The sequence below is a fragment of the Rheinheimera sp. SA_1 genome (assembly GCF_001669775.1).
Classification (GTDB): domain Bacteria; phylum Pseudomonadota; class Gammaproteobacteria; order Enterobacterales; family Alteromonadaceae; genus Pararheinheimera.
In genome coordinates this window covers 344911-364629 of sequence record NZ_LXWK01000011.1, presented here as the reverse complement: position 1 = coordinate 364629, position 19719 = coordinate 344911, and the positions used below count along the sequence as shown (strand labels likewise).

Genomic DNA, 19719 nt, shown 5'->3' with positions numbered 1-19719 from the left:
CGAGGCTAACTAACCGTAAGGAGCTACCATGCGTCATTACGAAATCGTGTTTATGGTTCACCCGGATCAGAGTGAACAAGTACCAGGTATGATCGAACGTTATACAGGTGCGATTAAAGAAGCGGGTGGTTCTATCCACCGTCTGGAAGACTGGGGTCGTCGTCAACTGGCTTACCCAATCGAGAAACTGCACAAAGCTCACTACGTTCTGCTGAACGTTGAAGCACCACAGTCAGTAATCGATGAACTGGAAACTAACTTCCGTTTCAACGACGCAGTTCTGCGTAACCTGATCATGCGCACTCATGGTGCCGTGACTGAGCCATCACCAATGGCCAAGGTACGTGACGAACGTCGTGACCGTGCTCCTCGTGATTCTGACGAGCAGGTTGCAAACGACGAGTAATTCTGATGGACAACTGCCTGGTCATCACTGGCGTCATATGCCGCCAACCTGACCGAAGCGAAAGTCCAGCCGGTATCCCGCATATGCATTTGTCACTTGAACACAAGTCGATGCAGCAGGAAGCCGGATACAACAGAGCCAGTTACGTCCGACTTCAGGTCGTCGTTGCCGGTGAGTTGTGCAGACAAACTCACAATTTGATGCAGGGTAGTGTGGTTCGGGTGACTGGCTTTTTAAACCGTCATCAAAGCCCGAGTGGTCAGGCTAAGCTTGTCCTTCATGCCCAACGAATTGAAATATTAAGTTAGGAGAAAGTTCATGGCTCGTTATTTCCGTCGCCGTAAATTCTGCCGTTTCTCTGCCGAAGGCGTGCAAGAGATCGACTACAAAGATACCGCTACTTTAAAAAATTATGTCACTGAAAGTGGCAAAATTGTTCCTAGCCGTATCACTGGTACCAGCGCTAAGTATCAGCGTCAATTAGCTCGCGCCATCAAACGCGCTCGCTACCTGGCTCTGCTGCCGTACAGCGATTCACACGCATAAGCCTGGTTCAACCGATACTGAGAGGATTAAACAATGGATATCATTCTGTTGGATAAAGTTGCTAACCTTGGTGGTTTAGGCGACAAAGTAGTTGTTAAATCTGGTTATGCCCGTAACTTCTTATTCCCACAAGGAAAAGCAGTTCCAGCAACCAAGGCTAACCTGGAAAAATTTGAAGCACGTCGTGCTGAGTTAGAAGCCAAACTGGTTGCTAACTTAGGCGCTGCTCAGGAACGTGCTGCGAAAGTAGCTGAACTGGCTGAAGTGACTATCGCTGCTAAAGCGGGTGACGAAGGCAAACTGTTCGGTTCTATCGGTACCCGTGATATCGCTGATGCGATCACTGAAGCCGGTGTAGCTGTTTCTAAAGCCGAAGTTAAATTACCACACGGCACTCTGCGTGACGTTGGTTCATTTGACATCGACCTGCAATTACACGCTGAAGTTACAGCAACCATCAAACTGGTTGTGGTAGCAGAAGCTTAATTGCTGCCAGGCACAGTGAATCTTCACTGTGCCTGATTTCCCCGCTGAACCCACTCTATTTCCAAACCGATAGTTCAACCTTTTCTAGCTAAACTCCTCTTCGCTTTTAAAAAAATCCGCCGACTATGCGATTTCTACCTGATCTGGTTTTCGAAAAATGCTAGGCTATGCCGCAATCGAACTACATCTTTGCGTTGGCTACTCTGGCCGACCGACAGTCAAAAATCTGGTGTTATGGCAAATCCAAAAGAACGATTCTCAAAAGATAAATATCAAAAAGATAAATATCAGAACGACAGCCAGGTCGCAGCGGTCAAGATGCCACCGCATTCGATTGAGGCCGAACAGTCGGTGTTGGGTGGCTTAATGCTGGACAACAACGCCTGGGATCGGGTCGCCGAAAAGGTGGTTGATCACGACTTTTATTTGCGCTCGCACAAGTATATTTTCCAGGCGATGACCAGCATCGCTGAAGCCAACCAACCCATCGATTTAATTACCGTGTCTGAATGGTTGGAACGTAATCAGCAACTGGATGATATTGGTGGTTTTGCCTATTTAGGTGAAATTGCCAAAAATACGCCAAGTGCCGCCAACATTCTGGCTTATGCCGATATCGTGCGTGAGCGGGCTGTGGTACGCGATATGATTGCGGTGGCGCACGATATTGCCGATGCCGGTTATGACCCACAAGGGCGCGATAGCGCGCAGTTGCTCGACTTTGCCGAGACTAAAGTCTTTAAGATTGCTGAGCAGCGTGCCAATGCCAATGAAGGGCCGGAAGCAATTCACAGCATCCTTGCCAAAACCATCGATAAAATTGACTCGTTGTTTCGTAATCCTAGTGCTGGTGGCATCACCGGTGTTTCTACCGGCTACATCGATTTAGACAAAATGACCAATGGCATGCAGCCGTCAGATTTAATTATTGTCGCTGCGCGTCCTTCGATGGGTAAAACCACCTTTGCGATGAACCTCTGTGAACACGCGGCGATGAGTAGCGATAAACCGGTTCTGATCTTCAGTTTAGAGATGCCGTCCGAACAAATTATGATGAGGATGCTGGCATCACTGGGCCGCATTGACCAAACCAAAGTACGAACCGGCCAGCTCGATGACGAAGATTGGGCGCGGTTGTCCTCAGCGATTGAACTTTTGAACAGCAAGGGCAAGATGTATATCGATGATGCATCTGGTCTGACGCCGACCGAAGTTCGCTCGCGAGCGCGACGTATTGCGCGTGAGCATGGTGGCTTGTCGATGATCATGATTGACTACTTGCAGTTAATGACAGTGCCGGGGCTTTCTGAAAACCGGACTTTGGAAATCGCTGAAATTTCCCGTTCTTTAAAAGCTTTGGCGAAAGAGCTCAAAGTGCCGGTTGTTGCTTTGTCACAGCTTAACCGTTCATTGGAGCAGCGCGCCGATAAACGCCCGGTTAACTCGGACTTGCGGGAATCAGGCTCTATTGAACAGGATGCTGATTTAATTATGTTTATCTATCGTGATGAGGTTTATCACGAAGATAGCGCCGACAAAGGCACGGCCGAAGTGATTATTGGTAAGCAGCGGAATGGCCCGATCGGGCGGGTGCGGCTGACCTTCCATGGTCGTTATTCCCGCTTTGACAACTATGCCGGTTCTGCGCGTTTTGAGGACGAGTACTAATGAGTCGTCGGCCAATCGCCCAAATTAATATTGATGCACTGCATCATAATTTTCAACATTTACAACGAATTGCACCGCAGAGTAAAATTCTGGCGGTACTGAAAGCCAATGCTTATGGCCATGGCTTATTGGCGGTCGCTGAACAATTAAAGGTTGCCGGCGCTTTTGGCGTGGCTAGAATTGATGAAGCTTTGTTACTCCGGGCTGGAGGTGTGGTCAAACCGATAGTGCTGCTGGAGGGTTTTTTCCACGCCGATGAACTGCCGCAAATTGTGGCATCTAACTTACAAGTTGTGGTGCATCATCTGTCACAAGTTGATGCATTATTGGCTGCTGAGCTTGAGGCTCCGGTCCATGTCTGGTTGAAAATCGACAGTGGCATGCATCGGTTAGGTATTTATCCGGAGCAATTTTCTGACGTATATCGCCGCCTGATGGCGAGTCCTAATGTGTTAAAACCACTCAGGTTGATGACGCATTTTGCCTGTGCTGATGAACCTGATAATCCGGCAACGTCTAATCAGCTTGTCTTGTTTAAACGGCTTATCCAAGGCTGTGAAGGTGAATTATCAATAGCCAACTCTGCAGGGATACTGGCATGGCCGCAAAGCCATGGTGATTGGATCAGACCAGGATTAGCGCTCTACGGTGTATCGCCGATGGTGGATGGACGTTCATCTCTGCATGGTTTGCGCCCGGTGATGACTTTTAGTAGTTCGGTGATTGCAGTGCGCCAGGTAAAGAAAGGCGATAAAGTTGGTTATGGCGCCAGTTGGACAGCCCCGCATGACACTCAGCTTGCCGTAGTCGCTATTGGTTATGGTGATGGTTATCCACGCAACGCGCCGAGTGGTACGCCGGTTCTGATTAACGGTAATCGGTACCCGATTGTCGGACGAGTGTCGATGGATATGACGACAGTCGACATCGGCAGCGAGAATGTACAGATTGGTGATCAAGTGGTGTTGTGGGGGGAGACTTTAGCGGTTGAAGAGATTGCCGCTTTGGTACAGACCATTCCTTACGAGCTGTTATGTAATATAACCAGTCGTGTTCAACTGCGGTATGTTACTGATTAAAATAAAAAACCGGCGTGAAGCCGGTTTTTTTTAAACAGTATTTATTTCTGATTGTCAAAACTGACTTCGATATGCACTTTGCCAAAATCAGAATCAAACGGCATCAAAATTTTTGGACCATCGCATTTGTGCGTAATGGTATGAGCTTTACCTGATACAACGACAGGTGTTGCCATACTAAACTCATAACCTTTTTCACCAAGGATCCTTTTGGCGCCGCCGGTGACCATGTTGGTAATTTCGCCAACCATATCAGTCACTTCTTCATTAATAGACTTAGGACGTTCACCCAACATCCGGAACATAATCTCAAGAGCCAATGATTCTTCAAAAGTAACTGAAAACGATCCTTTGGTCTGGGGGCCAATCATCCCGATCAATCCTGACACGTCGCCACGCGCTACTTCATCCTTTTTGATCCTTGGCTGCCCAGGCACAATTTGCGTATTGGCCATGGTACTTAACACATTTACCAAAGATGATAGAAATGGATTTACGTACTCAACATTCATTTAATAGACCCATCGAATAAAATAGCGTTGAAGTTGCTGACCATGTCCCTAAGGTTAGGCAGATTTTATAGAATAAACAAGTCTACCTCTTTGTTTTTGAGATAGTTTCCACACCAAATCAATACTTTTTTGAAGATGGTGTAGTCTGTCAGTCCAAATCCATGGCGTTGGTCGGCCGATTATTTTGATGTCACGCAATGTTGGCAAAGTCCACGTGCTTCAATGGTCTGTTGTTTAATCACAAAACCTTTGGCAGTGGCCAGACTTTCAAATTCTTGCTGCAGTACTTTTGAATGTAATTCTTCAACATGACCACAGCCCTGACAAATCAGCAGTTGCGCCGGATGATGATGCTCAAAATGATGGCAAAGCAAAAATGCATTGCTAGATTCAATTTTGTGAATAAATCCTTGTTCTGTCAGGAAATCCAGAGCGCGGTAGATAGTTGCTGGTTTTGCTGCCGGCTCAGTACTCTTCAGCTGTTCTAACAGTTCATAAGCGCCAACACCAGACTGGGTACTGGCTAACAGCCGGAATACTTTTTCGCGGATCGAAGTAAACCGAGCACCATTGTGTTCACAAATATGCCGCGCCCGCAGTACCAGAGATTCGATAGACATAACGCCGTTGTACCTTTCTTGTCAGGATCTTATGGAGTGTAACATACAAAAGCCCGGCATAAATCAGCCAAAATCGCAGAAAAGTTGTCAGGATCCGGTTAAAATGCCAGCCTAATTGACGGAGGACCTGTGGACCATAAATTTTCGATTGCCCCGATGCTGGACTGGACGGACAAACATTGTCGTTATTTCCATCGCAAACTGACCCGCCATGCGGTGCTATACACTGAAATGGTCACGACCGGCGCGCTGATATTTGGCCAGGGCGACTATCTGGCGTTTAACGACGAAGAGCATCCGGTGGTGGTGCAGCTTGGTGGTTCAGATCCAGAAGCGATGGTTAAAAGTGCCTTGATGTGTCAGCAACGTGGCTATGATGCAATCAATATTAATGTCGGTTGCCCGTCTGATCGGGTACAAAACGGCATGTTCGGCGCCTGCTTGATGGCCAAACCGGAGTTGGTGGCAACCTGCGTTGCACAAATGCGGCAAGTCGTTGATATTCCTATTACTGTGAAAAGCCGGATTGGTATTGATGATCAGGATAGTTACCAGTTTCTGGTCGATTTTGTCGGCACCATCGCCGAAGCTGGTTGTGATCAGTTTATTGTACACGCCCGCAAAGCCTGGCTTAGTGGTTTAAGCCCAAAAGAAAACAGGGAAGTCCCGCCTTTGGATTACCCACGCGTTTATCAGTTAAAGCGTGATTTTCCACATTTACAGTTGTCAGTCAACGGTGGTGTGAAAACAGTTGCGGAATGTATTGCACATTTACAGCACGTTGACGGAGTCATGGTTGGGCGGGAAGCTTACACTAATCCATTGTTTTTAAATCAGATTGATGCTGCGATTTATGGCGACTCACGGGCTTTGCTAACACCTCATCAGGTAGTGCGGGAGATGCTGCCTTATATTGAACAACAAATGACAGAAGGTGCCAGATTCTGGCATATCGCCCGTCATATGCTGGGTATTTTCCAGGGCGTGACCGGTGCCAGGCAGTGGCGTCGTCATCTGAGTGAAGTGGGGCATCTGCCAAGCAGCGGACCTGAAGTGATGCTGGCGGCTTTGTCGAAAGTGCCAGAAATTTGACCTGACTAAAAAATGGTTTTTTTTGCTAAAAAGTGGTTTTTATGATTTTTGGTGTGTAACTGCGAATTGTTCTAAATTTAATTAAATTTAATAAAAACAGCTAGTTATAGTAGTTTTCTTGGTTGGCACAGCAATTGAAGTAATAGATTGTCGTTCGTTAATTCAATTGCCTAAAAAGGAAATTACCATGAAAACTTTAACTTCAGTTATCTTCGTTACCGGTTTAATGTTTAGTTCGGCTGCCGCGGTCGCTGCTCAACCAACCCAAGAGTTGACTGAGCAAGTAGCACAAGTTCTTGCAGTGCAAGCTTCTGAAGTGAGTACTGTCATTCAGCAACAAATTGCTGCTTCACTGCAGGCTTCGTTCAATGAAGTTGTAGCACTGGCAAATGTTGAAACAACTCAGATTAATCAAGTTGTTGCAGTTAAATCCAAGTCACAGCCGAAAGAAGTTGAGCAGCCAGAATCGATGATGGAGTAGAGGATGTTAATTACTCCGGCTTTATTACTCGGCTTGTTTTTGTTACCTGTATTGAGTGTGTTTAGCATCTGGTTGTTCTGGCTCTGGTTGCTGCCACCTTCAGATATTCCTCCTCAAACCCGGACTGTGTAGTACCGGGTTTTTTCTTTTAAGCTGTTATGCTGCCACTGTTGATGTTTTCCAGCTGGCTGTTTGGCATATTTCTGAGCTAAACCACGTTAATAAATCCTTCACTACTTTTTAGTCAAATTGCTGATTCTGTGGTGAATTTGAAAACTTTTAATCAAAAAACTTATTCCGCCGCAAAAAAAATCATTTAAAACATGCTGTTATATATCAGTTCGCCATGGCACACCTTTTGATACTGTTTCTATGAATTCAACATTTAGTTGATGTAATTGTCTGAGGTGATTTATGAATAACTCTTCTGAACAAAGCTGGTTCTGCAACAAAGCCCACCGGAAAATCTATGGCGTGTGTGCAGGTCTGGCAGCTTGTTATCAACAACCGATCTGGATCATGCGTCTACTGGCGATTGCTTTATTGTTCGTTTTCCCTGTTGCTGCAATCGTCGCCTATCTGGCCGCCGCATTTTTGTTGCCGGATCGTTACCAACCCTGACATTCATGGTTGGCTTTGGTGTAAGATGGCGCAAGCATCACGAAATGGAGTTATGCATGCGCCGATTCATATTTATTACTGCCTTTGTTGCCAGCTTCCAGTCGATGGCTACAGACATTGAGATCATCAATGCCACAGTACGCCAACCACTGCCAGAACGCACTGTCAGCGCAGGTTATTTCTCCATTATCAATACCAGCTCGCAGGCAGCAAATCTGGTGGCGGCATCAAGCCCTTGGTTTGAAAAAGTTGAGTTGCATCAGCATAGTTATGTTGATGGGATGATGCGAATGGAGCATGTTGATGGCATTGTGGTTGCACCAAATCAAACTGTGCATCTGCAACCGGGTGGTTTACACCTGATGTTGTTTACCCCGAAACAGCCGCTACAACTGGATCAGCGAGTGCCGATTGAACTGGTGTTTGAAAATGGCCAGAAAATATCGGTAGCAGCCGTGGTCACAAAAATCCCTAAACAGTAAACGGAGTTGCAAATGCAAAAAATTAAACTCATTGGCAGTTCGTTGCTGTTCGTGATCCTGATTGGTTGGGCAATCGCAGTGTGGTTAAGCCAGGAACCTGACACTTTTGATGTGGTCGCACTTGCGAACACTGCAGCTCAACCAGCCAAACCCGTGGTTGGTTTTACGACCACCAACACCTTAATTCATGTCACTGAAATCTTGCTCCATAAATCTGGTGGTTACTTATCAAACGATATTACGCCGCCGTTTAGCATGCTCGATAACATGCCTTCCTGGGAGCTTGGTGTGCTGGAAATGGTACGAGATCTGGCATTGTCGATGCGCACCGACTTAAGTCGCTCACAATCACAGTCGGTGGAAAACACCTTTTTAAAACTATCTCAGCCTAAATTGAATATTAATCACACGAGCTGGGCAGTACCTGCCGCCGAAGCTGAATATGAAGAGGCACTGCGGTTGCTGCGTTCCTATCGGCAAGCGTTAATGGATCCGAACAACCGCGATCATCAATTTTACGCCCGGGCAGACAATTTACGCGATTTATTAAAAGCGATCGAAAAAAGACTTGGCAGCTACAGTCAGCGCCTGAGTGCCAGTGTCGGCCAGGACCGCTTAAATACAGATCTTGCTGGCGATGCGCAGGCGCGGCAATCTACGTTGACGCCGGGCGAGCAATTAATCAAAACCAATTGGTGGCGGATTGATGACGAATTTTATGAAGCGCGGGGCGCTTGCTGGGCTTTATTGCATTTTTTAAAGGCGATTGAGGTGGATTTTGCCGATGTACTACAACGCAAAAATGCCGGGGTCAGCGTGCAGCAAATTATTCGCGAACTGGAATCAACCCAACAATCGGTCTGGAGCCCCATGGTGCTTAACGGCAGCGGTTTTGGATTGCTGGCCAACCATTCGCTGGTGATGGCGAATTATATTTCCAGGGCGAATGCCGCTTTAATTGATTTGACGGAACTGTTAGCGCAAGGATAAAAAATGAAAGCAGTTGTTTTAACTTTGAGCGCACTGTTGTGCAGTCTTCATACTCAGGCTGATCTGTTAGGGTTAACCCTGAGCGGCGACTATGCCAGACTGAGCCTGAGTGGACAAGGCGGTGATCATTCACAGGGGCAGCCATTACAGTTTTCTGATGATCATTGGCAAAGTTGGTTAGTGGCTTTTGAACATCCGTTACCCTTATTGCCAAATATAGCCTTGCGCCGACAAACCGCTTTTTGGTCTGGCGCGACCCGGTTGCCCGGTAATTTACAACTTGATGCACAGCATTTTGCCAGTCAAAGCAACATTCAGAATGCATTGGATCTGCAATCGACCGACCTTAGCTTTTATTACGAAGTTCTGGATACCAGTCTGCTTGCGTTAGATTTAGGGGTGAGCGCTATGCAGTATGATGCTGAGTTAGCAGTGACAGACCCCATCCGCAAAAGACGAACGGCATCGGGTTTTCTACCGCTGCTGTATAGTCACCTGACAGTGAACATCTGGGGCACCGACACCGCACTTTTTTGGCAAGGCCAGTACACTGATTATCGTGATCAACAATGGGCGCAAACTAAAATCGGGATGTCGTATCAGATGCTTGATCTGACTGCAGTGACCCTCGCAGTAAAATTTGGCTGGCAGCAACAATCAGTAATGTTAACCAACAAAGATCAACTCGATGTTGATATGCAGATGAAAGGGCCCTTTCTGGCACTGGAAGCTGATTTCTAAAGATACTCTCAAACGGGGTAACCACAACGCAGGGGATGGCGTCAGGCCAGCCTTTTCTTGTGGAACCTTCACCGCACTATTATAGTGTTGCATCAGACAGGACTGGTTTTTTACAGCATGAAGCAACTTTTTTCGCGCACTTTTTGGCCGCTGCAGCTGCTTATCGCCGCAATAGCCGCAGCAATTCTTGGCAGTGGCTGGCTGTTACAGCAATGGCAACAGCAGCAGACAATGTTGCAAATTCAGTTGCTAAACAATAGCGCATCGTTATTGTCGATTCAGCCATTGCAACAAAAGCAGCCCGCAGCGCTGGAAATTACCCTGCATGCGCTGCAACAACATAGTGCGCTGCCTATTCGGGCGATGGCGGTGTTTGATCAGTCTCAGCGGATGTTTGCCAGCACCAGTAAAGCAGAGCGCTGGTTGGAACAAGCAGCACAGTCGTTAGACTCAGAACAAGCCGCTTTCAGTGATGCCGGTGCGCAATTAATATCTACCCCCATCTGGGCGGATCGTGCTTTGACCGCGCAGTCAGCGCTTAATTCTGTTCCCGCAGAGCACACTGAGCCCAATAGCCTATTACCTGAGCGTCATCTGGTTCCGGCACCTGCGGTATCGTCGCGGCAACTTGGTTATTTGCTGGTATTGTTAGATGATGCGCCAACGCCTGCACTGACAGTATTGTCGCCATTGTACCTGTTGCTGGCTCTTGCAGTCTGGCTGGTCTGGCTAAGTATCAGGCAGTTGACTGCTCGTCAGCGGGCGCAACTTGAACAGTTTTCCCGGCAACTCAGTGCAGACAATGAGGCAAGTGCCGGTAGTGCAGACACCGATCCCAGCTTTAAACCATTACAAGCAGCATGGCAGGAAAAAAAGCAGCAATTCCGGCAACAGACAGAGGTCTTGTCGCAGCAATTTCAGACAAAGCTGAACCAACTTGAAAGTCAGTTGCTGTTGAGTCAGCAAACAACGTCACAACTTTCTGCCAAACAACAGCAGGCCTTATCACAGCTCCAGGTGTCGTCGCAGCAACTGGATTATTGGCAGCAATTAGCCGCAAATGCTGAACGACAGGCCCCCGCATTGTTAATTCGGCAGCTGCAGTTGTTGGCGTTGTATACCAGACTTAACGATACCGATTTTATGCTGCAACCGGATGCGTTATTTTTACCCGACTGGATGTTGCTCTGTTATACCGATTACCTGCAGGACTCCGACTCCCGTTATCAGTTTTTATTCGAAGAAGACCCACAAGCTTATGCTTTTAAAGTAAATCTTGACCCGAAGTTGTTGGCGCATCTTCTAGGATTACTTGCAACTATGTGTCGAAGGTTGGCGACGGAGCCGGAAATTATTGTCAGTTACCGGCTCATTGAACTGCCGCATAAAATGTTGAAAGTGAACATTAAATTTGTAGGTCGTAGCTTTCCGGCACGTTGGCGTCAGGTGTTGGCCACAGGTGTTGACAAAATGCTGCCGGATGATCTGGAAGCCGAAGTTAGCCGTTGTATTTTACAGCAGCTGCAAGCTCAGCTACATATTGCTTCGATTGATGATGTTGGTACACAGCTTGAAATATCAATGCCGGTGTCATGGCAAAAAACCAATACGACGAAGCGGTTCCAGTCGATTTTGCTGGTGGATGAAAAAGAATGCCGCTTGCCATTGGCGAAACAGGGTTTGGCCGCCCTCGGTGAACAGGTACATTGTTGTCAAACTTACGCTCAATTGAACGAAACGCTACAACGACGGCTGGTTGATTTATTGGTGCTGGTATTGCCGGACCAACCCGCGCAGTTATGTATCCCCATTGCGGAGCTAAATGCGCTGCAACAACGTTTTCAGGTTCAGGCATTTGCAAATCCAGCCGCTGTTGTCCGCTGGCAGGCGCTGCTGTCCTGTCCGATCAGCGCCATGCCGTTGTTAATAGCTCAATTGTCGACACCGCAGCCGCAAGCTCTGGCACTGCAGCAGCTGCTGGTGGTCGACGACAATCTGACAAATTTGAGTTATGTGCGGGCCGTGCTGGCCTTAGAAGGGTTGAGCATTGATATTGCGATGACGGGTGATGAAGCGATTAAAATGGCTACCCATCATCGTTACCAACTGATCCTGATGGATATTCAGCTGCCGGATTTACCTGGCACCGAAGTGACCAAACAAATCAGGCAATTACGTCATCACCAGCAAACCGTCATTTTAGCTTTTACTGCACATGCACTACCGGACGAAATTGCCAGTTTCCGCCTCGCAGGTATGGATGATGTGCTTATTAAGCCGTTGGATACACAGAAAATTGCCCATATTCTCGGGCGGATTAAGGCGTTGGATACACAGAAAATTGCCCATATTCTCGGGCGGATTAAGGCGTTGGATCAAAGCTGATGACATCTGACAATAAGGTCTGCAAAGCTTGCCAATAAGCTGGGTTGGCCTGGCCACTTAACAGGGGCAATAGTTCAGCGCCGATACTGGTAAATTTATAATACTGCAAAATGACCCCCTGTCGTTTGGTGGAACCCTGTAACATTTGCTGATGGTAATACCATTGCAGCAACTGGTTTTTATTCAGCTCACCACTTTCAATTTCCGCCTGATGGATCAATCCCAAATCAATCAGATTGAGAATTTGCGGATAACTTAAACCAAACTGACTCAAATTCAGCATACCGCGGCTTTTCCCTGCCAGCCAACGCCAGACTGATCCCTGCTGCACATAACCAAAGTAAATATGCGCTGGTTCCTGACTACGGATACGACAACTGAGTGAAGATGCCAGCTGCAGCGATACTGCATCTTTGTAACTCATCTGTTTTAACAGATGTAAGGTTTTTAGCGAAAAGCTTCCGGGGTTACTTATTTCACCGGCCAGTATTTTTGCCCATAACTTCTGCATGCTATGGGTTGAGATGTTTTGCACCAATTCACAATAAAACTGGAACCAATCCGGATCCACATCCTGTGAGGTGATTTGCTCTGTGCAGTAATTTAACGCGAGCGTGATCACAAGTTCCAGATTCTGCTGTTGTTGTTCTAAACGCATTTGCAAACGCCTGGCGGAGCGATCCGCAAGCGTGAGCTCTGTGTACATTGGATCGGAAAGCGGAATGCCGGCGCGGGAACTCAGCATTTGATGCTTATCGTTGAAGCTGCCATTGGCCACGGCATCCACTGCCTGTGGCGCTACTGTGGTCGTTTGCACCTTGTTTGATGCCAAATCGCTGCCCAGTTGCCGTTTTGCTAACTGGCGCAAGCGTTGTTGTCCGGACAAAGTCTGAACTTTGCTCATATAGTTGTGCCCTGTAATCGGTAAATTCAAGCTTATCGCAGATATCGGCGCTCGTCAGCAAAACTGCAGCAAACAGTTATTTTGTGCACTTAGGAACGGCGATTAAAGATCAATTGACCGATGATTTTCGCCGACTGCTTCCGGCCTGAGTTTCGACAAAATGATTGCATTTTTTAGTTAAGCGTATAGTGTAATAAGTCAGGCAACAAGCTGATGTGGCGATAGATAGGGATAAGTGTGGCGCCGCCACAGGAGGGATCCAGTCATTCACCCGATTCGGTATTGCGCCAATCAGCAGGACTCAATGGATAAGGTCGTAACATGGTGTCAAAAGTAACAGATGAAGAGTTTCTGTTCCTCGCAGAAGACGATGCGCCGGAGCCTCAAGTACTGCAAGTGACCGGCGAATGGCACTTGCTGATTGTAGACGATGATGAAGAAATCCATACCGTCACTCGTCTGGCGTTAAGCGACTTATTGGTTCTTGGGCGGAAACTTGTTTTTCATCATTGTTATTCCGGAAAAGACGCTATTGATTTTTTGAAGAAAAATCAAAATATCGCGGTTATTTTGCTTGATGTCGTGATGGAATCTGACGACGCTGGGTTGCTGGTTGTGCAACAAATCCGCGAACAACTCGGGATGGACGAAGTCCGGATTGTGTTGCGGACCGGTCAGCCAGGGTACGCCCCGGAAGAAAGTGTCATCAAAGAATACGACATCAACGACTACAAGACTAAAACCGAGTTAACCCGCAGTAAATTAGTAACATCCATCATTTCGTCGATTCGTTCTTATCAGCAAATTCGCACCATCAATCAAAACCGGTTGGGTTTACAGAAAATCATTAACGCCGGTGCAAATTTACTTGAGCAACACTCACTGCATGAATTTTCGGAAGGTGTAGTCACTCAGATTTCGTCGCTGATTGGCCTACATGCTGAAGGTGTATTGTGCGCGCAAATTGAAGATGACGGATCCGCAAGTGACAATGTTTATGTGCTTGGCGCTGCCGGGCATTACGCGCCCTTTATTAAGTGCAAATTAGAGCGTCTGAATAACCCACGCATTATCCAACAAATTTTGCAATGCCTGCAGCAACGCCGGCATATTTTTACTGGTTTTGATACGGTGTTGTATCTTGGTAATGCTGAGCACAGCGCAGCGGTTTACATTGAAACCAACAGGCCGATTGAAGATTTTGACCGTCAACTGATTGAAGTGTTTTTAAGTAATATTTCAATCGGTTATGAAAATGTCACGCTATTCCAGCAGTTAAAACACGCTGCTTATATTGACCCATTAACCAAAACACCAAATCGTAACGAATTCACGCAGTTACTGCAGGAAACCCGTCGGCTTGATCCGGGCAATACGGTTGCTGTGCTCATCGATATCGATCACTTCTCCGATGTAAACGATGGTCTGGGACAGGAAGTTGGCAATGAATTGCTGATTGCCGTGACCCGGCGGTTGGTTGAGCAATTTGGCGATGTTGCACAAATAGCCCGAATTGGCGCAGATGTGTTTGGCTTGATTGGGCCGGAAAGTTTGTTAACACCGTCCTCGTTAAGTGCGGTATTTGTGCAACCGTTTCAGGCGTCTGAACATGCACTGCAGATCAACGCCACCTTTGGTTTTTGTCGGTTAGTCGATACCGCTAAACAAGGCCTTGGCATTTTGAAACAGGTGTATATTGCGCTAAACCGCGCCAAGAAAAACCTGTCGCAAAACTACGAGTTTTACAGTTCCGAAATGGAAGAGCAGATGGCGGGGCGCTTAGCCTTGTTACGCACGCTGCGCCAGGATTTCAGTCAGGATAAATTGCAGCTGTGGTATCAACCGCAAATCGCTTTGGATACCAATAAAGTCATTGGGATGGAAGCGTTATTGCGTTGGCCAACCGAGCAAGGCGGTTTTATTTCACCGGCGGTGTTTATTCCGCTTGCCGAATATTCCGGGCTGATTGTCGAAATAGGTGCCTGGGTGATTCAACAGGCCTGTCAGCAGATTAAATTGCTGCAGTCGCATGGCCTGATGAATTTGCGCATTGCGGTGAATGTGTCGATGCCACAATTTAGAAATCCGTTGTTTGTACAGTCAGTGATTGATTGTATTGAACGTTTTGGGGTAGCGCCGGAATTGTTGGAACTTGAAATCACCGAATCTGTGGTGATGGACGAGCCGAAAATGGTGATTGATGCGTTAAACCGACTAAAAGGTTATGGCATTAAAGTCGCCATAGACGACTTTGGCATTGGTTTTTCCAGCTTAAGTTACCTGCAACAATTGCCGCTTGATCGTATCAAGGTGGATCGTGCTTTTATCCGGGACCTTGGTGAACCAAATGGGACTGTGATTGCTGAGACGATTATCAATCTGGGCAAAAAGCTTGGATTGGCAACTATCGCTGAGGGCATTGAAACAGCGGAACAGGCTGAAGTCGTCAGAGCGATGGGTTGTGAAGAAGTGCAAGGCTTCTTATATGCCAAGCCAATGCCTACTGCGGCATTGCTGGAGTTCTTAAGAGCAAATAAAACCTAATCTTAGCTGTCAAACGAACATCAAAAAGCCGCGAATTTCGCGGCTTTTTGATGTGTTCAATATGTACTGTTGCTCATACTGGTATCAACTTCGAACTCAGTTAAAAGTGCAGGCATTAGCCTGCACTCTGCCTGAGGTTACACCCGGAACAAACGGGCGATATTTTCCAGATTTTGGGCCAAGTTCGCCAGTTCCCGCGAAGCTTTAGCAATATTGCCGGCGCTTTGCGAGCTGTGTTCAGTATGTTTCACGATATCCACCACGTGATTGACGATGGTATTCGCCATGACTTGCTGCTCTTCGGTCGCCGACGCAATGTGTTGATTCATCTCACGAATACGCCGAATACTGGTGGTGATCACTTGTAGTGATTCACCGGCCTGATTGGCTGAATTTACGCTTTGCTCAGCCTGCACCGTACTTTGTTGCATCTTTTGCACTGCGGAGCGAGCGGCGGATTGCAGTTGCTCGATGGTTTTCTGAATTTCTTCGGTTGATTTCTGGGTGCGTGACGCCAACGTCCGCACTTCATCGGCCACTACCGCAAAACCACGGCCTTGTTCACCAGCACGGGCAGCTTCTATCGCTGCGTTTAGTGCCAATAAGTTAGTCTGTTCGGCAATACCTTTAATCACATCCAGTACCGCACCAACCTGGTTGGCATCGGTTTCCAGCTTCAGGATCACATCCGACGCTTCCTGTACGTTGGCGGCAAGCTGGCGAATATTATTCACCGTCACACCAACCGTTTGCTGGCCACGATCGGCGGCATTGTTGGAATCATTGGCAGCCGATGAAGCTTCATTGGCACTGCTGGCTTCAGCGATCACACTGCTACTCATATCATCGACAGCAAATTTGGCTTTGTCAGCGGCCTGCCGTTGTACGGCGATGGTTTTGTTGGTGTCATCGGTGAGCTGATGTAAATCTTTGGCCAAAGACGACAGCGGCAGCGCGGTATTGACGATTTCTTTCACCACACCCTGCAGTTTTTCCATAAAAGAGTTAAACCAGAACGCCAAATCACCAAGTTCATCTTTGGATTTGGTTTGAATACGGACGGTCAGATCGCCATCTTCTTTTGCCAGGTCTTTGAGAGAGTTAATGATGCTTAGCAAGCTGGATTTGATACCACCAACCACCAGCACTGCGGTAATGAACAACACAAAAGTGGTAAACACGCCCATCACAATACCCACAGTAATTAAGGTGCTGGCTTGTTGATTGGCGTCGTCGATAGATGCGGTGAAATGCTTCAACTGTACGTCACGGAATTGCGATAACTTTTTGACCGTGTTGTCATAGTCTGCATTCATTTTTTGAGAACGTTCGCCAATGGTCGCCATGTCGGCGGTATTGCTGACCATTTCTTCAGAGACTTTAAATGCAACTGAATAATAATCATCAAAAGACGACAGGATCGGGCTGATTTCCTCGCGCAGTGCGGCATCCAACTGGCTAACCTGGTTCAGTTGTTTTTTCAGCTGTTGGGAGAAACCATCAGAAATTTTTAACGCTTCTTCATCGCCCGTGGTCACAGCGCTGGCGAGGGATTCTTTCACCCGCTCTAAAGCGACCAAGCCACTTTCGGCTGCCTGTAACACTGGGAATTGAATATCTCTTGTACTTTCAAGAGTTTTGACGTTGTTGAGGGCTGTTACTGTTGCCAACACCAGGTAGACAATAAAGCTGATCGTACCGATGAAGGGGATTAAATAAACTTTTTTCGCAATCGAAAGGCGTTGCAAAAATTCCATACACGCGTACCCCTGTAATTTGAACAAATTCGGAATGATTTGTTTATACCCGTCATCCTCGAAGATTCGGGGTTGTTGCCTTCGCTCTCTCACCCCAGTCACATAGACAGCTATGTGACTGGGGCTTCGCTTTCTCGTCGCCTACCCGAATCTCCAATGATTTTGGGTATATACCCGTCATCCTCGAAGAATCGGGGTTGTTGCCTTCGCTCTCTCACCCCAGTCACATAGACAGCTATGTTCCTGAGGCTTCGCTTTCTCGTCGCCTACCCGAATCTCCAATGATTTTGGGTATGTAACTGATTTTTTGAAATCGAAGTTCAGTATAGTCAGCAAATGCCCACAATGCTGCAACTAAAGCGGTGAACGGTAAAAAAAATCTAATATAAAGAAGGTCCTATAACGATTTTCTGATGTTTGTTTCTGTTACAGGATAACGGCTGGGGACGATGCAAACACCTGATGTTAGTGACGGATGGAAATGACCAGTTGCACTTCACCGCAGAAAACTCAATCTCAATCAGTTAATTGCGGCAGACCATTCATCGCAGGCATAAAAAAGCCCGCAGAGTCGCGGGCTATTTACAAAGCTTAAGAAGCTGGATTATTTTTTATTGGCGCGGTCATAAGAAGTGCTGATTTCCGCTTTGGCATCAGCTTTGTCGCCCCAGCCAATCACTTTCACCCACTTACCTGGCTCTAATTCTTTGTAACGTTCAAAGAAATGCTGGATTTGCTGTTTTAACAGTTCCGGCACGTCATTGATGTCTTGAATGTGGTCGTAGATTTTGGTCAGTTTGCTGATTGGTACGGCCAGAACTTTGGCATCTTCACCGGCTTCGTCAGCCATTTTCAGCACTGCAACCGGACGGCAACGAATTACCGCACCTGGTACTAACGGATATGGCGTTGGTACTAACACGTCGACCGGATCTCCATCCAGGCTCAGCGTATGGTTTACAAAACCATAGTTGCACGGATAGAACATTGGCGTTGACATAAAACGGTCAACCCACACGGTACCGCTATCTTTGTCTACTTCATATTTGATTGGATCGGCATTGGCCGGGATTTCGATGATGACGTTAATTTCGTCAGGCAGGTTTTTACCTGCTGGTACCAGACTCAGACTCATGATAGTTCCTTCAGATCGATAATGGTGTGTTGAATGCCGCCTATTATAACGACGGCAGTTTAAATGGCTACGGTTTTGGCCGGTTTCATTGCTCTAATTAGCTGGTAACTCTTCTACGACTGATGATATTTCAGGCAAGTTTCCACTTCATGTTTGGAGCCGAGGATCACTGCCACCCGCTGGTGGATATCGGTCGGCTCTATTTCCATAATCCGCTGATAGCCAGTGCTGCTGAGACCACCGGCCTGTTCTACTAAAAAGCTCATTGGATTGGCTTCGTACATCAGGCGTAATTTGTTCGGTTTGTTTGGATCTTTGGTGTCGCTTGGGTACATAAAAATACCACCACGGCATAATACCCGGTGCACATCGCCGACCATGGCCGCAATCCAGCGCATATTGAAGTTTTTGCCACGTGGGCCAGGTTTACCAAGCAGTAAATCGGCAACATAAGATTGCATTGCCGGCTGCCAGTGACGTTGATTCGACATATTAATCGCAAATTCTGCGGTCACACCCGGCACGGCAACTTCTTCTTGCGTCAGCAAAAATCCGCCGTAGGTTTTATCAAGCGTATACAGTTTGGTGCCTTGACCTGTGGTCAGGGCCAGCATCGTCGAAGGGCCGTACAGCACATAACCGGCGGCAATTTGCGCAGTGCCTGGCTGTAGAAATTGCGCTTGGTCCGCAGCATCAACATCAGCGCGGGCAGGCAGAATAGAAAAAATGGTGCCGATGAGGCTATTGATATCAGTGTTGGACGAGCCATCGAGCGGATCGAAGGTCACCAAAAACTTGCCTTCCGGGTTGCCGGCAACGGTGTAGTCTTCTTCTTCAGACGAAATCGCTTTGACGACGCCGGTTTCTAAAATCATGTCTTTGAGCAGCTCATTGGCCAGCACATCGAGTTTTTTCTGGGTTTCGCCCTGAATGTTTTCATCCAGTGTCGAGCCCAAAACGCCGGCTAATTCACCCTGACCGACGCGAAAGGAGATTTCCTTACAAGCGGCCAGAATCGTTTTGATCAGGGAAATCAGGTCGGTATCAACTCCGTCCTGCCGTAATACGGGAGCCAGTCGGCGCATGTTGTAGTCCTTGTTGATGTAGCTTTGTAGGGCAGGTGTTCGTCGTTAACTTCTGAATTTTATGGATGCGACAGACACCGGCGAGTAGTGTAAAGAATATAACGAAAAATTGCAGTTTTTCAGCCGGTTTTATTTGCTTTTGTTCCAAAGCGCTTTTGTTACAATGCGCCATCTTTGCGGCCATT

General features: G+C 47.2%; 21 protein-coding genes. 15 read left to right on the top strand and 6 right to left on the bottom strand.

Annotation, left to right across the window (positions count from 1 at the left end):
• Positions 1 to 28: 28 nt before the first annotated feature.
• The 6 genes from rpsF to alr all read left to right on the top strand — a co-directional run bounded on the left by rpsF (position 29) and on the right by alr (position 4185).
• Entirely contained in the window at positions 29 to 406 is a 378-nt protein-coding gene (gene rpsF / locus A5320_RS02800; protein WP_068060633.1) for a 30S ribosomal protein S6, read from the top strand.
• Positions 407 to 411: 5 nt separating this feature from the next.
• On the top strand, positions 412 to 714 hold the full coding sequence (gene priB, locus A5320_RS02795; protein ID WP_068060630.1) for a primosomal replication protein N: 303 nt from the start codon (positions 412 to 414) through the stop codon (positions 712 to 714).
• Positions 715 to 724: 10 nt separating this feature from the next.
• Positions 725 to 952 (top strand): 30S ribosomal protein S18, encoded by a 228-nt coding sequence (rpsR, locus tag A5320_RS02790; RefSeq protein WP_031568572.1) that lies wholly within the window; start codon positions 725 to 727, stop codon positions 950 to 952.
• A 33-nt stretch (positions 953 to 985) separates the two neighbouring features.
• Positions 986 to 1438, top strand: coding sequence for a 50S ribosomal protein L9 (rplI, locus tag A5320_RS02785; protein WP_068060627.1), 453 nt, complete (start codon positions 986 to 988; stop codon positions 1436 to 1438).
• Positions 1439 to 1672: 234 nt separating this feature from the next.
• Positions 1673 to 3106, top strand: coding sequence for a replicative DNA helicase (dnaB, locus tag A5320_RS02780; protein WP_068062882.1), 1434 nt, complete (start codon positions 1673 to 1675; stop codon positions 3104 to 3106).
• Positions 3106 to 4185, top strand: coding sequence for an alanine racemase (gene alr, locus A5320_RS02775; RefSeq protein ID WP_068060624.1), 1080 nt, complete (start codon positions 3106 to 3108; stop codon positions 4183 to 4185). The genes dnaB and alr overlap by 1 nt, the downstream gene beginning before the upstream one ends.
• Before the next feature lie 41 nt (positions 4186 to 4226).
• Here alr and A5320_RS02770 read toward each other — a convergent pair whose 3' ends face one another.
• Complete coding sequence (locus A5320_RS02770; RefSeq protein WP_068060621.1) at positions 4227 to 4697, bottom strand: chemotaxis protein CheX; 471 nt, start codon at positions 4695 to 4697, stop codon at positions 4227 to 4229.
• 179 nt (positions 4698 to 4876) lie between these two features.
• Positions 4877 to 5317 carry a transcriptional repressor gene (locus tag A5320_RS02765; protein WP_068060618.1) on the bottom strand — a complete coding sequence of 147 codons (441 nt, stop codon included), beginning with the start codon at positions 5315 to 5317 and terminating at the stop codon, positions 4877 to 4879.
• 129 nt (positions 5318 to 5446) lie between these two features.
• Here A5320_RS02765 and dusA point away from each other — a divergent pair, with 129 nt between their 5' ends.
• The 8 genes from dusA to A5320_RS02730 all read left to right on the top strand — a co-directional run bounded on the left by dusA (position 5447) and on the right by A5320_RS02730 (position 12109).
• A complete protein-coding gene (gene dusA / locus A5320_RS02760; RefSeq protein ID WP_269454626.1) occupies positions 5447 to 6409 on the top strand; it encodes a tRNA dihydrouridine(20/20a) synthase DusA in 963 nt (320 codons plus the stop codon).
• Positions 6410 to 6596: 187 nt separating this feature from the next.
• On the top strand, positions 6597 to 6890 hold the full coding sequence (locus A5320_RS02755) for a hypothetical protein (protein WP_068060615.1): 294 nt from the start codon (positions 6597 to 6599) through the stop codon (positions 6888 to 6890).
• 3 nt (positions 6891 to 6893) lie between these two features.
• Positions 6894 to 7022, top strand: coding sequence for a hypothetical protein (locus A5320_RS22340; RefSeq protein ID WP_269454625.1), 129 nt, complete (start codon positions 6894 to 6896; stop codon positions 7020 to 7022).
• Between the two features lie 282 nt (positions 7023 to 7304).
• Positions 7305 to 7511 carry a PspC domain-containing protein gene (locus A5320_RS02750; RefSeq protein ID WP_068060612.1) on the top strand — a complete coding sequence of 69 codons (207 nt, stop codon included), beginning with the start codon at positions 7305 to 7307 and terminating at the stop codon, positions 7509 to 7511.
• 56 nt (positions 7512 to 7567) lie between these two features.
• A complete protein-coding gene (locus A5320_RS02745; RefSeq protein ID WP_068060609.1) occupies positions 7568 to 7993 on the top strand; it encodes a copper chaperone PCu(A)C in 426 nt (141 codons plus the stop codon).
• A 12-nt stretch (positions 7994 to 8005) separates the two neighbouring features.
• A complete protein-coding gene (locus A5320_RS02740; RefSeq protein WP_068060606.1) occupies positions 8006 to 8983 on the top strand; it encodes a DUF2333 family protein in 978 nt (325 codons plus the stop codon).
• Between the two features lie 3 nt (positions 8984 to 8986).
• Positions 8987 to 9724, top strand: a complete 738-nt coding sequence (locus A5320_RS02735) for a TIGR04219 family outer membrane beta-barrel protein (RefSeq protein ID WP_068060603.1) — start codon at positions 8987 to 8989, stop codon at positions 9722 to 9724.
• A 117-nt stretch (positions 9725 to 9841) separates the two neighbouring features.
• Entirely contained in the window at positions 9842 to 12109 is a 2268-nt protein-coding gene (locus A5320_RS02730; RefSeq protein ID WP_068060600.1) for a response regulator, read from the top strand.
• On the opposite strand, the gene A5320_RS02725 is transcribed toward A5320_RS02730, so the two are convergent.
• On the bottom strand, positions 12087 to 13013 hold the full coding sequence (locus tag A5320_RS02725; protein ID WP_068060597.1) for a TIGR03899 family protein: 927 nt from the start codon (positions 13011 to 13013) through the stop codon (positions 12087 to 12089). The genes A5320_RS02730 and A5320_RS02725 overlap by 23 nt on opposite strands.
• Before the next feature lie 321 nt (positions 13014 to 13334).
• Between A5320_RS02725 and A5320_RS02720 the strand changes: the two genes are divergently transcribed.
• Positions 13335 to 15557: a two-component system response regulator gene (locus A5320_RS02720; RefSeq protein WP_068060593.1), complete on the top strand. Its 2223-nt coding sequence runs from the start codon at positions 13335 to 13337 to the stop codon at positions 15555 to 15557.
• A 137-nt stretch (positions 15558 to 15694) separates the two neighbouring features.
• Here the strand turns inward: A5320_RS02720 and A5320_RS02715 are convergent, their stop codons facing one another.
• From A5320_RS02715 to A5320_RS02705, 3 genes are all read right to left on the bottom strand, one after another.
• A complete protein-coding gene (locus A5320_RS02715; protein ID WP_068060590.1) occupies positions 15695 to 17314 on the bottom strand; it encodes a methyl-accepting chemotaxis protein in 1620 nt (539 codons plus the stop codon).
• Positions 17315 to 17918: 604 nt separating this feature from the next.
• Positions 17919 to 18449, bottom strand: coding sequence for an inorganic diphosphatase (gene ppa, locus A5320_RS02710; RefSeq protein ID WP_068060586.1), 531 nt, complete (start codon positions 18447 to 18449; stop codon positions 17919 to 17921).
• A 113-nt stretch (positions 18450 to 18562) separates the two neighbouring features.
• Positions 18563 to 19534, bottom strand: coding sequence for a class 1 fructose-bisphosphatase (locus A5320_RS02705; protein WP_068060583.1), 972 nt, complete (start codon positions 19532 to 19534; stop codon positions 18563 to 18565).
• Positions 19535 to 19719 lie beyond the last annotated feature (185 nt).

What these genes read in the sequence shown, in the direction of transcription:
- rplI (WP_068060627.1), top strand. Translation starts at nt 986, where the DNA reads ATGGATATCATTCTGTTGGATAAAGTTGCTAACCTTGGTGGTTTAGGC.
- A5320_RS02720 (WP_068060593.1), top strand. Translation starts at nt 13,335, where the DNA reads ATGGTGTCAAAAGTAACAGATGAAGAGTTTCTGTTCCTCGCAGAAGAC.
- A5320_RS02725 (WP_068060597.1), bottom strand. Translation starts at nt 13,013, where the DNA reads ATGAGCAAAGTTCAGACTTTGTCCGGACAACAACGCTTGCGCCAGTTA.
- A5320_RS02730 (WP_068060600.1), top strand. Translation starts at nt 9,842, where the DNA reads ATGAAGCAACTTTTTTCGCGCACTTTTTGGCCGCTGCAGCTGCTTATC.
- A5320_RS22340 (WP_269454625.1), top strand. Translation starts at nt 6,894, where the DNA reads ATGTTAATTACTCCGGCTTTATTACTCGGCTTGTTTTTGTTACCTGTA.
- ppa (WP_068060586.1), bottom strand. Translation starts at nt 18,449, where the DNA reads ATGAGTCTGAGTCTGGTACCAGCAGGTAAAAACCTGCCTGACGAAATT.
- A5320_RS02750 (WP_068060612.1), top strand. Translation starts at nt 7,305, where the DNA reads ATGAATAACTCTTCTGAACAAAGCTGGTTCTGCAACAAAGCCCACCGG.
- A5320_RS02740 (WP_068060606.1), top strand. Translation starts at nt 8,006, where the DNA reads ATGCAAAAAATTAAACTCATTGGCAGTTCGTTGCTGTTCGTGATCCTG.
- A5320_RS02705 (WP_068060583.1), bottom strand. Translation starts at nt 19,534, where the DNA reads ATGCGCCGACTGGCTCCCGTATTACGGCAGGACGGAGTTGATACCGAC.
- rpsF (WP_068060633.1), top strand. Translation starts at nt 29, where the DNA reads ATGCGTCATTACGAAATCGTGTTTATGGTTCACCCGGATCAGAGTGAA.
- dnaB (WP_068062882.1), top strand. Translation starts at nt 1,673, where the DNA reads ATGGCAAATCCAAAAGAACGATTCTCAAAAGATAAATATCAAAAAGAT.
- A5320_RS02765 (WP_068060618.1), bottom strand. Translation starts at nt 5,317, where the DNA reads ATGTCTATCGAATCTCTGGTACTGCGGGCGCGGCATATTTGTGAACAC.
- rpsR (WP_031568572.1), top strand. Translation starts at nt 725, where the DNA reads ATGGCTCGTTATTTCCGTCGCCGTAAATTCTGCCGTTTCTCTGCCGAA.
- A5320_RS02745 (WP_068060609.1), top strand. Translation starts at nt 7,568, where the DNA reads ATGCGCCGATTCATATTTATTACTGCCTTTGTTGCCAGCTTCCAGTCG.
- priB (WP_068060630.1), top strand. Translation starts at nt 412, where the DNA reads ATGGACAACTGCCTGGTCATCACTGGCGTCATATGCCGCCAACCTGAC.
- A5320_RS02735 (WP_068060603.1), top strand. Translation starts at nt 8,987, where the DNA reads ATGAAAGCAGTTGTTTTAACTTTGAGCGCACTGTTGTGCAGTCTTCAT.
- alr (WP_068060624.1), top strand. Translation starts at nt 3,106, where the DNA reads ATGAGTCGTCGGCCAATCGCCCAAATTAATATTGATGCACTGCATCAT.
- A5320_RS02715 (WP_068060590.1), bottom strand. Translation starts at nt 17,314, where the DNA reads ATGGAATTTTTGCAACGCCTTTCGATTGCGAAAAAAGTTTATTTAATC.
- A5320_RS02770 (WP_068060621.1), bottom strand. Translation starts at nt 4,697, where the DNA reads ATGAATGTTGAGTACGTAAATCCATTTCTATCATCTTTGGTAAATGTG.
- A5320_RS02755 (WP_068060615.1), top strand. Translation starts at nt 6,597, where the DNA reads ATGAAAACTTTAACTTCAGTTATCTTCGTTACCGGTTTAATGTTTAGT.